This is a genomic window from Massilia scottii (genome assembly GCF_030846495.1).
In the GTDB taxonomy this organism is placed as follows: domain Bacteria; phylum Pseudomonadota; class Gammaproteobacteria; order Burkholderiales; family Burkholderiaceae_D; genus Telluria_A; species Telluria_A violaceinigra.
The window spans coordinates 16,062-31,986 of the sequence record NZ_JAVCWM010000018.1 but is presented as its reverse complement, the minus strand read 5'-3'; the positions used below and the strand labels follow the sequence as shown (position 1 = coordinate 31,986).

Here is a 15,925-nt window from a genome sequence, read left to right as displayed (position 1 = left end):
GGCCTTCCTCGCGTTTTTGTACCGGAGAGATACGTTTTGATGTCTCCCCGGCCATAGATGCTGCAAGTTGGCAATGGTTGCCAACTAAAAACAATTACAGCGAGTAGTACATATCGAACTCGGCCGGGTGCGTGGTCATGCGCATGCGCTGCACGTCCTGCATTTTCAGTTCGATGTAGGCATCGATCATGCTGTTGCTGAAAACACCACCGCGCGTCAGGAACTCGCGGTCCTTGTTCAGGTTATCGAGCGCTTCTTCGAGCGAGGCGCACACGGTCGGGATCAGCGCGTCTTCTTCCGGCGGCAGGTGGTACAGGTCTTTCGACGCTGCTTCGCCCGGGTGGATCTTGTTGGCGATACCGTCCAGGCCAGCCATCAGCAGCGCGGCGAAGCACAGGTACACGTTGGCCAGCGGATCCGGGAAGCGGGTCTCGATGCGGCGGCCTTTCGGGTTCGCCACGTGCGGGATGCGGATCGAAGCCGAACGGTTCTTGGCCGAGTAAGCCAGCTTGACCGGCGCTTCGTAGCCTGGCACGAGGCGCTTGTACGAGTTGGTGCCCGGGTTGGTGATCGCGTTCAGTGCCTTGGCGTGCTTGATGATGCCGCCGATGTAGAACAGCGCATCTTCCGACAGGCCGGCATAGCCGTCGCCGGCGAACAGGTTCTTGCCGTCTTTCCAGATCGACTGGTGCACGTGCATGCCCGAGCCGTTGTCGCCAACGATCGGTTTCGGCATGAAGGTAGCGGTCTTGCCATAGCTGTGGGCCACGTTCCAGACCACGTATTTCAGGTTCTGGGTCCAGTCGGCGCGCTCGACCAGGGTCGAGAACCTGGTGCCGATTTCATTCTGGCCGGCGCCGGCCACTTCGTGGTGGTGCACTTCGACCGGGATGCCCAGTTCTTCGAGGATCAGGCACATTTCCGAGCGCATGTCCTGGAACGAATCGACTGGTGGCACCGGGAAGTAGCCGCCCTTGACGGTTGGACGGTGGCCGCTGTTGCCGCCTTCGGTCTTGGCATCGGTCGCCCACGACGATTCATCCGAATCGATCTTGACGAAGCAGCCCGACATGTCGATCTTCCAGCGCACGCTGTCGAAGATGAAGAATTCCGGCTCGGGGCCGAAGTAGGCGGTGTCGCCGATGCCGGTCGACTTGAGGTAGGCTTCGGCGCGCTTGGCGATCGAACGCGGATCGCGGTCGTAGCCCTTGCCGTCGGCCGGCTCGATGACGTCGCACTGCATGAACAGCGTGACTTCTTCCATGAACGGATCGATGTTGGCCGTGTTCGGGTCTGGCATGAGCAGCATGTCGGACGCTTCGATGCCCTTCCAGCCGGCGATCGACGAGCCGTCGAAAGCGTGGCCCGATTCAAATTTGTCGAGATCGAAGTGCGATACCGGAACCGTTACGTGCTGCTCTTTGCCACGCGTGTCGGCGAAGCGAAAGTCCACAAAGCGAACGTGCTTCTCTTTAACCATTTCCAAGACTTCTGCGGCCGTCATTGCCATGCGTATCTCTCCTAATATAAATGGGGGGTTGCCACCTCGGCGGCAAAACTCACAGGGATCATAGCAGAAAGCGTGCCAGCCGGACCATGCGGACCGAATGGCATAGCAGCGTTGAAAATGCTGCCAAATATCACTAAACTCCGGAGTCCCTGCCGCGGCGCCGGGCCGGGCGCCTGATCGGGAGCGCACCGCCTTGGTGCGAATCTTTCGGATTGCACCAAGTTGATGCATCATGCACCGAAAAGGTAAAAATGCCGCGCCGTGGTGCGCCGCTCATATAATAATCGCAAACTTGACCGAGGAATACGCCATGAGTAACGCCGACACCCTGCTTGCCGCCGCCCGCACCCGCGCGCCCGGCCAACCGTATGCGGGAGCGGTGACGCCGCAGGAAGCGTGGGAACTGCTGCAAAGCGAGGCGCGCGTGCGCCTGGTCGACGTGCGCACCGATGCCGAGCGCGCGTGGGTGGGCAAGGTCGCCATTCCGGCGCAGCAGCACTGTGCGGTGCAGTGGAGCACCTGGCCCGATGGCGCACCGAATCCCGATTTCGTGCAGCAGTTGGAAGCGGTGGCGCAGAAGGATGAAGTGCTGCTGTTTTTGTGCCGCTCGGGCGTCAGGTCGCGCCACGCCGCACGGGTGGCAACAGAAAATGGCTATGCGCAGTCGTTCGATATTCTGGAAGGCTTCGAGGGCGACAAGGACGCGGACGGACACCGCAAGACGGTGGGTGGATGGTGCAAGGCGGGATTGCCCTGGCTGGGGGCTTGAAGTAGCAGTTGATCGTCGTCTGCCCCATCCAAGCTTAGATGAATCACGTCACCCAATAACCAGTTAAACTCCACTTAACAAGTTCTGGTTTTCCTATAAAAATTGTAGCTACTAATTTAACGACTACGTTTGTTCAGTCGATCCTCCTAAGTGGGAGTAATATGGGCCGATGGACAAATAATGTTCTACCGGCGCTCGCCAGGAAATTAGGTTTCCACGCCCTGCGGACGCACAGGTTAGATATTTCAAATACGCTCGAACAGCTTTGATAAATATCCCATTTAGCAATCCCAATTCAAATTTGATTGGCAGTTATTCTTTCCAGGGAAATTCATGTTAAATTTTAGCCAGCGAAACGGGCATCAAACCATTCCTGCCAACATGAAGCCGAAACAAATGACAGAAGGTTTGCGCAACAAGCTATGGAACGTTGTAGATTCATCGGTTGAGGTCAACCATCTTCCAAAATTGATGTTTCTGATGTGGCACGATTTCTTTAAAAAGCCTACCGACACCATTCCAGCTCGAAACGGCTATATGGGTGACATGAATTACGCACCAGCATGGGCAGCGGTAAGACAATCGTTTTTCGCGTCAACTTGGCATCAAACATTTGATTTTATCGAGTTTTTTTTGAAAAATAAGGTATGTAGCGAAACCAACATTAATCGTGTCCTAGAAGATGAGTTAGCCGCATATAGGGTGGTGGCTGGTCAAGTAACGCAAGTAACTGAAACCGGAGAGCTCGCGGAGGTAGAACGTGCCATAAACGACCGCGGCCCCTACTCTCCTGCTTCCGAACACATTGAAGCAGCCTTACTGCATCTTTCCAATCGAAACACACCCGATTATAGAAACTCTATAAAGGAGTCAATTTCCGCTGTAGAGTCGATGGCTAAACTCGTTGCACAGGACGAAAAAGCAACTCTGGGCAAGGCATTGAACAAACTTGAAAAAGACGGAAGGCTTGCACCAGCATTGAAAAACGGTTTCAACGCTCTTTACGGATGGACTAGTGATGCAGAAGGTATTCGACATGGTATGAATGGACCTGCAAGCGTTGGTGCTGATGATGCGAAGTTTTTCCTAATCGCTTGCAGCGCCTTTGTTAATTACCTTAAATCTATTTAACCCATCCATCACTAGCGCCGCCAGCACGACCGCCACGAACTACATTCGACCGAAGGAACTGGCGATCTATAAACAAATATAATTCCGTAACAGAGTTTGTAATTTTTTAGTTCCAACTTGGGTAGCGAAGTTTTAGTATTCTTAGTATCCGCTATGTTCGCAAAATTTTACAAAAAAATCCTAGGGCGCAATTATTGATCATGTTCATCAAGGAGGCTATTGATGAATTCAATTTATGCTGAAGAAGTATTCGTTACAATTTTTATTTCCAGAGGCACTAACGAAGGGGAAATTTAATTGGCACTTCATTTAACAACTTAGTTTATATTATTAAAATAATACATACTTAAAGTTTGCCGGCAAACATCTTTGCCATCTCAGGAAATGGGCCGGCTTTATCAAAAAAGAGGCTTGAGAGGTATCGGGAATCTTGATCGCAAAAAATTTGACCGGTACGAGTGGTATGCAAGCGCTTAACCGCCAACTTCAATGCCTCAACAGGTAACGCGAGCATTGCATGCGCTTCAGAGAATGCGTACAGATATGTTTCGTCTTTAAGATAAGCAGCAAGTGATCTACGGACACCGATTTCAACAATCGATCGAAAGTGTGGAGGTGGATCAGGCTCGGAAAAACGGGAATTCTTGTAGTTCGCTTCCTCGCGCCTCGCCATAAGCCAATCCGATGCTGCCACAGCCCCGATGAGCTGCGATGATATTGGACTATTCGGGTAAAGCTTAGTAAAAGTCTCCAGCACGACTTTATGAGTGGTCCCGTCGCGCTTAACCGGCACTGAACCGGGCTGACATGGAATAATAAAAGCCTTTGTACTTTCGTAGATAATAGCAATTCCATACGAAGCTAATAAAGCTCGAGTCAAATAGAACATCGCATAGTAGAGCTTAACTGTAGCCCAAGTAAAGATTGAACGTTCAAGCGCCTGCAATGCATCCGCGATAGAAATGCAAGCCGAAAAAATATAGTCAGATTCATCCTCCACTAAAGCAAATCTCAATTTCGTGGCTTGGTCCGCTGTAAGTACCAAATGTTTGATACTAATATTTTGCGACAACGTTGGCTTAAGATGTTGATTTACATATTTCTGAGCGGAATGCATTATATTTTTATTTTTGCAGATAATTTTTGTTTAGGCTTAAATGACGCAATCAGTCTCTCATATACTTCCTTAGTTGCAGCAGAGCCACCAAATCCCTTAAGCTCTTCCTGGCGAATAAGGGAATTTTCGGTAAGGTTTATGGCATTCGCAATGGTTGCAATTTCAAAGGATTTTTGTAAATTGCAATATGGAATTAATTTAAGTTTCAAGAACTCCAGCGCCCCCATAAATCCCGCGGCAAACATAAATGCATTTGATTTATCATCCCACTTATCTCCATACTTTATTTGCAAGGCAAAAAAAAGATTCATTATAATTTTACTTTGCGACTCTAAAGAATGTATATCAATTTGTTCAAATCCACCTTTTTCTTCAACAAGCGGTTTTATCGCTGAAACGGCCGTGGACAATGCAATTCCACCTTTACGTGTTTTGTTGCCGGGAAATTTAATTTCCCCATAATAAGGAGATTTATTTTCAGTATCCAAGTAGATGGCAATATCTCTAGCACGGACCGCAGCAGGATCCACGAGTTCCTCACTAGCGATTCCATAAAGATCAAAAACTAGACTACGCGGCACCGGCTTTTGCTCAGTATTAATTGCCAAGAATATATCTGCACATTCTTTTGTACTCAAATTGTCATATATGACCACCGGAACTTCAAGCTTGCCTATCTCAATTCTCTCCTCAATAGCTGCCTTAATTCCTGCGACTCGATGCTGCCCATCAATAATTTGGGCAGAATCGCGCTCATCATTAAATTGAATCTTTCCATCTACTCGCACAATTTTATTGGTATCGCTAATCCAATTCAGCACTATTGCATTTGGATAGTCGCCGCCGCCTAATGTGAAATCCTTAATACTGCCAATTCGTGACTGATTCAAAATTCTTTGAATTGCGCCTTCCTCGTCCGTTTGGCCACGGGTCGCTGCATAACTAATTTTCGTCACAATATTAGCTTGCATTTTCGTTAAAATAAACCTCCTCTTTCCTTGAGTTATTTCAATGAAATTTGCTTGTTGCTTTGCCATTTTTTTCGCCTAGGATAAATGATAAATTTTAAAAATTGTACTTCACTTAGCTCCAACTTTAAAGAAATACTTTAAGATGGATTTTGCGAATTTCACTCCTTCAACGCCGCTCGGCGCGGTTTTCATCGGCGCGCAAAGGTTGTCGGCTGAACAAAAAATCTAATATAATCGTGTCCAGCGCAGCTAACGCTCATCATTAAGTATTTGAAAATTTACGGGATTTTTTGAGAATCATTGATACATCAAAAAAAATTTTCACAGTAATTTCCGATTGTTTTTTACCACCAATAAATCTGTGAATTTGACGACGGCGAACCAGTTGCAAAAAAAGCGTTCATGCAAACGACTTTATGAGGTGGTTATGCAACTGCATTCTTCACCCGCTGCCGCACAAAATTGATATGGCTGCGCAGGCCGTACAAGCCATCGGCAAACGCCAGCGGAATCGAAATCTGGTTGACCATTTCCTCGATCTCATCCAACCGCTTTAACAGCCCGGCGCATACTTCCGCGCGTTGCGGTCCCTGGGCGGCTTCGAGTTCCTGTTCCACCGTGCGCAGCTGCCCGTACCAGCGGTACACGCGCGAGCGAATCCGCCACACGTACAAGGGCGGCACCACCTTCGACAGCGGCAGCACCAACGCGGCCAGCGCCACCACCACGACCCACATTCGGTCGAAAAAATTGGCCAGCCAGAAGCTCATGTAGCGCTGCAGCAGCGGCGCGCCATCCTTGTAGAACTTGGCCGCTTCGCGCGCCACGGGAATTTCGGTATAGCGCGCCGACGGGAACTGTCCCTGCTGCTGGAACCAGCCGGTCCCGCCATGAATCTCGCTCGCTGCCTGCACGTACAGGTCGATCAGCGCCGGATGCAAATCCTCGCGCGCCACCAGGGTCGCGGTGGGGGCGATCAGGTGATAGTCCTGGGCCGGCAAGTCGCGCCCGACATCGACAATCCCGCGCGGCAGCACCACGTGCGAGACGAACGGCAAGCGCCGCGAGTACGCCTCGGCCTGCGTGAAATCGAACAGTTTGAAGCCCGGCGTTTGCAGCAGCATCTGCACCAGCGGCGCATCCGGCCCGGAGCTGAACACGAGGCCATCGATGCGCCCTTCGAGCAGCTCCACCGTGCCCGGCGTGTTTTCCAGCGCGCCGATGGTCAGGTCGCCCGGTTCGACGCCGTTCAATGCCAGCACCTGGCGAAACAGCTTGGGTACGCCGCTGCCTTCCGGTCCGAGGTTGATTTTCAAGCCCTTGAGCTGCGAGATCCGGGTAACCTTGGCGTCCTCGCGCAGGAACAGCCAGACCGGTTCGGTGAACAGGCTGCCGATCGATACCAGTCCCTTGCGCTGGGCTTCGGCCTGCTCGGTCGACCCGCTCTGCACAAAAGCGATATCGACCTTGCCTTCGTTGAGGTGCTGCAGGTTGTCCTGCGAACCGAGGGAGCGCTGCAGGGTGACGGCGATGCCATGCTTGCCCAGTCTGGCCGCGTATTTTTTGCCGAATTCCTCGTAGGCGCTGTTTTCCTGGCCGGTGCCGAGCGTGACGCTGCGCGGCGGCGAAGGATCGACGAGGAAGTAGGCGAGCACGCACAGCGCGGCGATGGTGAGGACGGTGGGGCCGGCGGTGGCTACCAGGTCGCGAAACGAGAACTGGGTAAACTTCCGGATTTTGGACATCGCACGTTGCAAAGGTTTCATGGTTCGGTACGATGCCAACATTCACACAAACATGCAAGGGCAATCAGTCCGGGCCGCGCTCCGCTCCCTGCATCAACGGGAACATGCCCAGGATGTTCCACAGTGATAGTAACTGCGAGCCTGCCGGCGCCCAGATTCTTATTCCGGCGGGGCCAAGGTGCAAGTACTGTGAATACAGTTTGCTCGATTGAGCCTGTGTGCCCTCGACCGGCTCGAGTTTGATGCGCTTTTGAATGCTGTCGAGAAGAATGCCGCTGATTGTCTTGCCGTTCCAGGAGACGATTTCCCGGTTCGTCAACAGGGTCCACAAGCTGCTGCCGGACCAGAACAGCAAGACCGGGTCGCCGGTGCACTGCGCTTGCGCGCAAACCTGTGCGCGCCAGGAGGCATCGATATCGGCGACGAGATGGCACGCTGCGCCGGGAAACCCGTGCTGGCGTGCTTTCCAGAGAATCCGGTCAGTGTAAAAGTCATTCATGGAGATCATGGTCGCACCTGAGATATACCGTTAACTAAAAAACCGTCTTTCCCGCCTGCGCGGGAAAGACGGCTCTTAGTCTGGAGGTACTAACCCTGCCATCAACGCACGCACTGCTTGGCCGTGCTGTCAGCCGGCGGCTCGATCATCGGCATCAGGGCGGGCGCCAGCACCGTCAGCAACTGCACCGGCAAGGCGCTGGTGAAGTCGTAGTCGGCCGACGACGGTCCGTGCACATACGCCGTCATGCTCCCAAAAAAGCGTTCGCCGATGTTGAAGACAAACGTCGCCGAGCGGTTCACGTAACGCGATTCGATCAGCCGTCCACCACCGCCATACACCTCGAAGCGCTGGTCGCCGGTACCGGTCTTGCCGCCCACGGCGATGATGCTGCCGTCAGCCATCTTGAAGGCGGTCTTGACGCGCTTGGCGGTACCGTCCGACACCACGCCGCGAATCGCATCGGCCACCGCGCGCGCCACTTCCGGCGCCAGGATCTGCTCGCCCGGCGCGCTCTTGGCCTGCTTGACCAGCGTCTCATACGGCGTATCGGCGGCAAAATGCAGCGAGTCGATGCGCTGCACCGGCTTGCGCACGCCCTTGTTGACGATAATGCCCATCATCTCGGCCAGCGACGCCGGACGGTCGGCCGACGCACCCAAGGTGGTCGCGTACGACGGCACCAGCGAGTCGAACGGATAACCCATCTTCTTCCACTGCGCATGGATCTTCAGGAACGCTTCGACTTCCAGCAGCCCGGCAATGCGGCGGTCCTGCGCATGCTTGCGGTGCGTGTTGAACAGCCACGCATAGACTTCCTGGCGCTGCTTGGCGCTGGCCGCCACCATGTCGGAGTAAGTGGCGTTCGGATTGGCGCGGAAGTAACCGACCAGCCACAGTTCGAGCGGGTGGATGGTGGCCAGGTAGCCGCGGTCGGCCAGCGACATGTTGGCCGGCGCGTACTGGTCGTACATGCGCGCGATGCGCTCGTCCGGCACTTCGTTGGCCGATACCAGGTTGTCCTTCACGAAGGCCGAGAACTGGGCCAGCGTCGCGTTCGGGGCGATCGTGCGGTGCACGGTGGCCAGCCGGGTCGGGGTCGGACGGAAGCTCGCCAGCAGCACTTTTTCGGCGTCGGCCGCGTTCTTGCCCTTGTACTTGTTATAGAAGCGGCCGAGGAACTCGCGCCCTTCGCGGTCGGCGAAGCGGGCCAGGTATTCGGCGCGGCGCGGATCGTCGGCGTCGGCCAGCAGCGCCGCCGAGGAACCGGGCAGCTGGAACATGTAGTAGCGCACCACGTCGCGCATCAGGCGCACGAACACCAGGTTGGTCGAACTGCGCAGCGCTTCGCGCACGCTCAGGATGCGCGAGTTATCGAGCTTGCTGAAGTTGCCGAAGGTGTGCATGCCGCCGCCGGTGAAGAAGCCTTCGGCCGGGCTGCCCGAGTACTTGCGTTCGATCGCCGCTTCCAGCATGGCCGGCAGGTCGCGCGCGGCGCCCGACGGCAGCGTCAAAAAGTATTCGATGGCCCACTGCGAGAGCCGGTCCTTCGGATCGACCACCGTCTTGCGCAGCTCCCCGGCGCTCATGCCGTTGAAGCGCTGGTACAACTGGTCGATGATGTCCATGTAGGTCACCAGGGTGCGCAGCTTGGCGGTGGAGCCCAGATCGAGCTTGGCGCCTTCGTTGATGTCGAGCGGCTGGTCGTAGTTATCGGTCTGCACGCGCAGGTAGTTGGCTTTCTCGCCGCGTTCCATGAGCGTGAAGCTGTAGACCACGTTGGCCGGGTCGCCATTGCCCAGCATGCCCTTGCCGGTCAGGCCGGCCTCCTGGGCCGATTCGGCGTCGCGCAGCTTGCGCAGCACGGCGGTGACGGCCTTCTGCGCTTCGGAGTCGAGCGTGCTGACCACCGACAGGTCGAGCCGGTCCAGGTTGTACAGGCGCGAGTCGCCCAGCAATCCCGCCAGGTGGGTGCGTACCGCATTCGAAGCCTTGCGCGAGACGAAGGCATTGGCCGCCGGCGGCGCCACGCCGGAACCCTTGGCAGGTTCGAGCTTGACGGCCAGCGCGGCGTCGCGCAGCTGCGGCGTGATCACGCCGGCCTGGGCCAGCACGCGCAAGTGGGTGTTGGTCAGGTTTTCCAGGTCGTTGGCGCCGGCGCCCAGGTAGTGGGCCGGACGGCGCTGGGCGATCATCAGCGACAGCGCCTGTTTGTACACCAGCACCGCTTCAGGCGACTGCGGATCTTCTTTCAGTACCTTGTTCATGGCCGCGAAATCGGCCCCGTACCAGACCCACATGCCGTCGCCGATGCCGTTCACTTCACCGTAGCCGGGTTTGGCCGACAGCGGCACCGTATTGAGGTAGTCGATGACGATCTGGCGCCGGGCGCGCGTGGTGTCTTCGCCGTACTGGTAGGCGCGCAGCGTGGCCGAGACCATCTGGCGCGCCTTTTCCGACAGCGAGTTGGTGCGCCCGTCCGGCGAATGGCGGTATTTTTCGATCTGGGTGGCCAGCGTGCTGCCGCCGGCCGAGCGCTTGTCGCCGCCGCTGAACACGTGCAGCGACTTGTCGAAGACGGCCTTGCTGAAGCGGTCCCACTCGACGGCGGGATTGCGTTTCGGGTAGGTCGGGTCGAGCAGTTCGCGGTTTTCGATGAACAGCAGGCTCTTGACGAGCGAGGACGGCGCATCGTCGAACTTTTCGTAGAAACGCTCCGGGTAGCGCGCCAAAAACAGCGGCTCGCTGCGGCAGTCGAGGATTTCGAGGCCGACCTTGGTCTTTTCGCGGTAGGTCGCGAACAGGCCATGGTCGGCCAGCTCCACCATCTTGGGCGACAGGCGCGCCTGCGAATCGATCATGAAGTCGCGCGACTTGAGCTTGGCCAGGTAGTCGGGCATGTTGGCATAGCCGAGCCGCTCGTCGTACGGGCTGTCGTGCGGGAAGCGGATGTTGGTGCTCGGGCCCTTCTCGACCTTGTAGCTGATCTTTTTGGCGATGCCGGCAAAGTACCTGGCCTGCATCGACGAGGTGCGCACTTCGTCGAGCACCCACCAGACGCCGGCGCCCAGCAAGACCAGTATCAGCAGCCACAGGACCAGTTTGATGCGGCTGCGGCGGCGTGGCGGGGTGCCTTGCGGCTCGGTATCGGTTTCGGCTACGGTGTCGGAATTGGGCAAGGTATCGGTGTCAGTATCGGTGTCGGTGTACGTGTCGGAGGCGCCGGCGGCGCCGTCGGGAACGAGGGAAAGGTGGGGGTGCGGCGCTGCCGTGCCGTCCTCGGGCTCGGGCGGCACCTGGCCGAGTTGGATCAATGCCGCACGGGCGCGCAATTTGCGCACCGCGCTGGCGACGATGCGGGGCCGTCGAAAACGACGATTACTTTCCATGATGGCTCAACCGGTTCAAATCAATCGTCCCTGCAATCACCGCATCAACCTTCGCCATCGTGCAACGGGTCGCTTCGTGTGATCGGGTGGTCAATCGCATTGCTGTGGTGTTAAAAATTCACTCGTTAAATTCTCACTCAAATCTCACGCGAGATCGCAGTGGTGCACGGTCACCATTCCACCACATCGGGTGACCGTGGCGAAGGCATGTTCAAGAAAACTTGATCTGGCCGTTTGTTTTTCGCAAAAAAACAACGGCTCAGCGCGCCGTGCAAAAGCACTGCCACAAAAGGCGTCACACGCCGGTCACAGCGGCGCGTCGCACGGGGCGAATTCGATCCGCATGCGGGTCAGCTGCGCGCACATGTCGGCGAAGGCCGACGCGGTCAGGGAAGGCTCGCCCTTGACGCCCAGTTCGATATGGCCGCGCGTGAGCGCGTCGCCCACGCTCGGCAGGCTGAAGACCTTGACCGGGGCGTAGTGCGCTTCGAGCGCTTCCATCAGCGGATTGAGGGTCGACTCCATCGAGCCGTACACCAGCACCGACTGTTCGCTGTGCGGCTGGCGGTTGAACAGGTGGCTGTAGCAGTTCTCGAGCACCCAGGCGATCATCGGCCAGGCCATGACCGGAAAACCGGGCACGAAGTGATGGGTGCCGACCGTGAAACCGGCGATCTTGTTGTAGGCATTGGGGATCAGCGACGCCCCTTGCGGAAACTCGGCCATTTTGAGGCGGTGCAGGTTTTCCGGGGAATGGAGGTCGGCCGTGGTGCCGGCGTCGCGCGCCATGTCGCCGATGCGCTCCTCGATGTTGGCCCGTCCCTGCGCATGCAGCACCAGCGGCACGCCAAGCGCGGTGGCGGCGCACTGGCGCGTGTGGTCGTCCGGCGTGGCGCCGATGCCGCCGCACGAAAACACGATGTCGCCGCTGGCGATGGTGCGTTTCAGGGTGGCGCTGATGCGCGCCGGATCATCGCCCAGGTACTCGGCCCAGTCCAGCTTCAGGCCGCGCTCGGCGAGCAGCTCGAGCACCTTGGGAAAGTGCTGGTCGCGCCGCTTGCCCGACAAGATTTCGTCGCCGATGATGATCAAACCGATGGCCATGTGTTTCTCCGTTGTTGCAAAAGTGATCAGTGTGCCATGAAAGCGCGTCAGGCAGGGGGCGCCGCCTCGGGGGCGACGGCCAGCGGTGCCTCCTGTTCGGCGCGCAGGTCGGCCAGCGCCTGCATGCAGTAGTACTGGAACCACAGCGCGGTAAATACGAAGATGAACACATACAGCCAGATCGAGATCGCCGCAAGGAAGGGGAACAGCAGCACCGACATGAGCGCCCCGCCGATCCAGACGATGCCCGGCAAGGCGCCGATGAAGCCCGAGATCATGCCGATCAGGGCCAGCTGCGGGCGGTGGCGGCGCCGCAGTTCCTTCAGCTCCTCGGCGCTGGCGTAGTCTTCCAGCGCGTCGTAGACCATCACGCGCGAGGTCAGCCAGCCCCACAGCACCACCTGCACCAGCACCGCCAGCGGCGGAAAGATGTACAGCGGCAGGGTCAGTATCCAGACCACCAGGAACAGCACGGCGCTGCTGATGTTGATGGCGATGCTGGCCAGGAAGCTGCCGCCGTGTTTGGTTTCCAGCGTACTGAAGTGGCGCGCGGCGACGTGCCGGGTAATCGGGGGCATGGCGGCCACGCCCATGAAGACGATCGCGGTCAGGATCATCAGCGGCAGCAGCAGGAGCATGGCGATCAGCGGCACGATCATGGTCTTGAGCGCGCTCATGCCGAAGGAACCGAGCATGCCGCTGCTGGTCTTGAACCAGTCGTTGTCCTGGAACAGGGCCTGGACGTAATCGAGCAGCGGCTGGAAGCCGAAGGCCAGCAGCACGGCCCACAGCAGCACCGACAGCACGAAGGGAATCACCGTCAGCAGCAGCATCCTGGGATTGGCCTGCGAGACGAGGGCGCGGCGGTAGGCGGTGGCGACGGGGCGCCAGGGGGTCTTGGTCATGGAGAACGGCCGGATGTAGTCAAAAAGTCCAGGCAGTGTAGCGCGCTTTGCACGCGTGCGGGGGTGGCGTCAATAGCGCTTTGACACGTCATGCACTACAATCGCCAATCACACCGATTTATCAAGGAAAACCATGTCCACTATCACTACCGATTCCGGCCTCCAGTACGAAGACACCACCGTCGGCGAAGGCGCCGAAGCGCAAGCCGGCCAGCACGTCACCGTGCATTACACCGGCTGGCTGCGCAACGACGACGGCACCGCCGGCGCCAAGTTCGACTCCAGCAAGGACCGCAACGACCCGTTCCAGTTTTCGCTGGGCGCCGGCCAGGTCATCCGCGGCTGGGATGAAGGCGTGCAGGGCATGAAGGTCGGCGGCGCGCGGCGCCTGACGATCCCGGCGAGCCTCGGTTACGGCGCGCGCGGCGCGGGCGGCGTGATTCCGCCGAACGCCACGCTGATTTTCGACGTCGAACTGCTCAAGGTTTAAGCATGTCGATGGGCGCCCTGCGCTGCGCACTGGCCTTGCTGGCCGTTGCCGTCTCTAGCGGCTGCGCGGTCGTTGCGGTGACCGGCGCGGTGGTCGGCGCCGGCGTGGCGGTCGGCTCGGCGGCGGTCAGTACCGGGGTCGCGGTGACCAAGGGCGCCGTCAAGGTGGCTAGCTATCCGTTTCGCGACAGCGATGAGGAAAAGGCGGAAAAGGCGAAGGCCGAGGCGCAGGGGAAGGATTAGCCGTACATCGGCGGCATCCGAGCATCCCCTCTAATCTCTTGCGCTTTTCCGGCTGATGGCGTGTAAGTTGCGCTAAGATTCTCGTCACTAATTTCAGCCACCCCAGGAGATACGATGAGCTTGCAGGAACAGTTTGACCAGGCCTTGGCCGATTCCAAAAATCTGCCGGAACGGCCGGATAACATGACGCTGCTGAAGATCTACGCCCTGTACAAGCAGGCTGCCGTGGGCGATACCGACGGTAACCGTCCAGGCTTCACCGACATGGTCGGGCGCGCCAAGTACGATGCGTGGGATGGTTTCAAGGGCACGTCCAAGGACGAGGCCATGCAGCAGTACGTCGACCTGATCGAAGAATTGAAGGGCTGATCGAGCCCCTGCGACACCACGGCGCGGCCGCTTCAGGCTGCGCCAAATACCGCCTTCATCTTTTCCGTCACCTTCGCTTCGATTGCCGGCGCGAACGCACTCATCAAGAACCCCAGCCTGATATTCATCTCGACCTGCTGCGCTTCCACGGCCAGCGAGCCGTGCACGCCGCTGCGCTCGAAATGCAGCACGTCGCCCTGCCACGCACATTCCAGGCCATATTCGGCGGCAATCTTGTCGGCCACTTTCTGGGCCGCTTCGCGCGCCTTGTTCGGTGTCAGGCAGTGTTCCTGAACGATGCTGATGTCAGCCATGACTTTCCTTGTTGTGTTTTTCGCGCACATGATACCGTGTTGAGCCCGGCACGCCTAGTTTGCCTCTGCCGCGCCGCCGCTTCCCGCCCTATAATGCTCCTTAGCTAATTTTTATCGGAGTGACATGAGCGAGATGCATCTCATCGCCGCGATCCTGTTCGGGCTCGCACTGATCCACACGTTTGCCGCCAAGACCTTCGAGCGCCTGGCCGACCGTTATCCGCGCCACGCCGGCCTGTTCCACTTCTTTGGCGAAGTCGAGGTGGTCTTCGGCCTGTGGGCCCTGGTGCTGATCGTGGCCATGGCCTTCATGGTCGGTGGCAAGGAGGCAATCGCGTATGCCGAATCGCGTACGTACACGGAGCCGCTGTTTGTCTTCGTCATCATGGTGGTGGCGGCCTCCAAGCCCGTGCTCGAGGCCATCCGCGCCGTCATCGCCACGCTGGCGCGCCTGGTGCCGCTGCGCACGCCAGTCGTCAATGTATGGCTGTGCCTGGCACTGGTGCCGCTGATCGGCTCGTTCATCACCGAACCGGCCGCGATGACCCTGGCCGCCCTGATGCTGGCGCCGCAGATCTTTCGCAAGGGCATGCCGGAGTGGCTCAAGTACGCCGCCCTCGGCGTGCTGTTCGTCAACATATCGATCGGCGGCACGCTGACCTCGTTCGCCGCGCCGCCGGTGCTGATGGTGGCCACCACCTGGCAGTGGGACAGCGCCTTCATGGCCGCCACCTTCGGCTGGCGCGCCGCCATCGCGGTACTCATCAACGCGACCGTGGTCACCTTCATGCTCAGCAAGCACATCACCGCAGCGCCACCGCCGGCGCCTGACGCCGTCAAGGTGCCGCTGCTGGTGAGCGCGATCCACCTGGCCTTCCTGGCCTCCGTGGTCAGCTTCGCGCACCACCCTGTCATCTTCATGGGCCTGTTCATGTTCTTCATCGGCTTCACTCATGCCTATGAGAAATACCAAAATCCCCTGATCCTCAAGGAAGGCTTGCTGGTCGGCTTTTTCCTCGCCGGGCTGGTGGTGCTGGGCGGCATGCAGCAGTGGTGGCTGCAGCCGATCGTGTCCAGCCTGGGGCCGACCGCGCTGTTCTTCGGCGCCGTGGGCCTGACCGCGATCACCGACAACGCCGCCCTCACCTACCTCGGCTCGCTGATCGCCGGCCTGTCCGACCAGGCCAAATACATGCTGGTGGCCGGGGCCGTGGCCGGCGGCGGCCTGACCATCATCGCCAACGCCCCCAATCCAGCCGGTGCGGCCCTGCTGCGCGACGGCTTCGAGGATGAGTCGATCGGGCTCGGCGGCTTGCTGCTGGGGGCGCTGGCGCCGACCATCATGGCCATGATCATGTTCCTGCTGTAGC

15 protein-coding genes are annotated in these 15,925 nt (G+C 58.2%); 6 read left to right on the top strand and 9 right to left on the bottom strand.

Annotated elements, in window-relative coordinates; all coding sequences use genetic code 11:
• Positions 1 to 94: 94 nt before the first annotated feature.
• Positions 95 to 1,510 (bottom strand): type I glutamate--ammonia ligase, encoded by a 1,416-nt coding sequence (gene glnA, locus RBA41_RS22665; RefSeq protein WP_099874562.1) that lies wholly within the window; start codon positions 1,508 to 1,510, stop codon positions 95 to 97.
• Positions 1,511 to 1,820: 310 nt separating this feature from the next.
• Between glnA and RBA41_RS22660 the strand changes: the two genes are divergently transcribed.
• Both RBA41_RS22660 and RBA41_RS22655 read left to right on the top strand, forming a co-directional pair.
• Positions 1,821 to 2,279, top strand: a complete 459-nt coding sequence (locus RBA41_RS22660) for a rhodanese-like domain-containing protein (RefSeq protein WP_306626510.1) — start codon at positions 1,821 to 1,823, stop codon at positions 2,277 to 2,279.
• Positions 2,280 to 2,612: 333 nt separating this feature from the next.
• On the top strand, positions 2,613 to 3,410 hold the full coding sequence (locus tag RBA41_RS22655; RefSeq protein ID WP_306626509.1) for an AbiJ-NTD4 domain-containing protein: 798 nt from the start codon (positions 2,613 to 2,615) through the stop codon (positions 3,408 to 3,410).
• 346 nt (positions 3,411 to 3,756) lie between these two features.
• On the opposite strand, the gene RBA41_RS22650 is transcribed toward RBA41_RS22655, so the two are convergent.
• From RBA41_RS22650 to RBA41_RS22620, 7 genes are all read right to left on the bottom strand, one after another.
• The gene (locus RBA41_RS22650) at positions 3,757 to 4,527 is read right to left on the bottom strand and encodes a HEPN domain-containing protein (protein ID WP_306626508.1); all 771 of its coding nucleotides are present in this window, start codon (positions 4,525 to 4,527) and stop codon (positions 3,757 to 3,759) included.
• Positions 4,527 to 5,564, bottom strand: a complete 1,038-nt coding sequence (locus RBA41_RS22645) for a DGQHR domain-containing protein (protein ID WP_306626507.1) — start codon at positions 5,562 to 5,564, stop codon at positions 4,527 to 4,529. The genes RBA41_RS22650 and RBA41_RS22645 overlap by 1 nt, the downstream gene beginning before the upstream one ends.
• 359 nt (positions 5,565 to 5,923) lie before the next feature.
• The gene (locus RBA41_RS22640) at positions 5,924 to 7,243 is read right to left on the bottom strand and encodes a TAXI family TRAP transporter solute-binding subunit (protein WP_306626506.1); all 1,320 of its coding nucleotides are present in this window, start codon (positions 7,241 to 7,243) and stop codon (positions 5,924 to 5,926) included.
• Between the two features lie 64 nt (positions 7,244 to 7,307).
• Positions 7,308 to 7,751 carry a hypothetical protein gene (locus tag RBA41_RS22635; RefSeq protein WP_306626505.1) on the bottom strand — a complete coding sequence of 148 codons (444 nt, stop codon included), beginning with the start codon at positions 7,749 to 7,751 and terminating at the stop codon, positions 7,308 to 7,310.
• Between the two features lie 92 nt (positions 7,752 to 7,843).
• A complete protein-coding gene (locus RBA41_RS22630) occupies positions 7,844 to 11,131 on the bottom strand; it encodes a transglycosylase domain-containing protein (RefSeq protein ID WP_306626504.1) in 3,288 nt (1,095 codons plus the stop codon).
• Positions 11,132 to 11,437: 306 nt separating this feature from the next.
• Entirely contained in the window at positions 11,438 to 12,235 is a 798-nt protein-coding gene (locus RBA41_RS22625; protein WP_306626503.1) for a competence/damage-inducible protein A, read from the bottom strand.
• A gap of 47 nt (positions 12,236 to 12,282) precedes the next feature.
• Positions 12,283 to 13,140, bottom strand: coding sequence for an EI24 domain-containing protein (locus tag RBA41_RS22620; protein WP_306626502.1), 858 nt, complete (start codon positions 13,138 to 13,140; stop codon positions 12,283 to 12,285).
• 133 nt (positions 13,141 to 13,273) lie between these two features.
• Here RBA41_RS22620 and RBA41_RS22615 point away from each other — a divergent pair, with 133 nt between their 5' ends.
• The 3 genes from RBA41_RS22615 (at position 13,274) to RBA41_RS22605 (ending at position 14,241) form a co-directional block, all read left to right on the top strand.
• A complete protein-coding gene (locus RBA41_RS22615) occupies positions 13,274 to 13,630 on the top strand; it encodes an FKBP-type peptidyl-prolyl cis-trans isomerase (RefSeq protein ID WP_306626501.1) in 357 nt (118 codons plus the stop codon).
• A 2-nt stretch (positions 13,631 to 13,632) separates the two neighbouring features.
• Positions 13,633 to 13,872, top strand: a complete 240-nt coding sequence (locus RBA41_RS22610) for a hypothetical protein (protein WP_306626500.1) — start codon at positions 13,633 to 13,635, stop codon at positions 13,870 to 13,872.
• A 114-nt stretch (positions 13,873 to 13,986) separates the two neighbouring features.
• Positions 13,987 to 14,241 carry an acyl-CoA-binding protein gene (locus tag RBA41_RS22605; RefSeq protein ID WP_306626499.1) on the top strand — a complete coding sequence of 85 codons (255 nt, stop codon included), beginning with the start codon at positions 13,987 to 13,989 and terminating at the stop codon, positions 14,239 to 14,241.
• 32 nt (positions 14,242 to 14,273) lie between these two features.
• Here RBA41_RS22605 and RBA41_RS22600 read toward each other — a convergent pair whose 3' ends face one another.
• The gene (locus tag RBA41_RS22600) at positions 14,274 to 14,555 is read right to left on the bottom strand and encodes a polyhydroxyalkanoic acid system family protein (protein ID WP_099874555.1); all 282 of its coding nucleotides are present in this window, start codon (positions 14,553 to 14,555) and stop codon (positions 14,274 to 14,276) included.
• A 124-nt stretch (positions 14,556 to 14,679) separates the two neighbouring features.
• Between RBA41_RS22600 and RBA41_RS22595 the strand changes: the two genes are divergently transcribed.
• On the top strand, positions 14,680 to 15,924 hold the full coding sequence (locus RBA41_RS22595) for a putative Na+/H+ antiporter (RefSeq protein ID WP_306626498.1): 1,245 nt from the start codon (positions 14,680 to 14,682) through the stop codon (positions 15,922 to 15,924).
• Position 15,925: the final 1 nt, after the last annotated feature.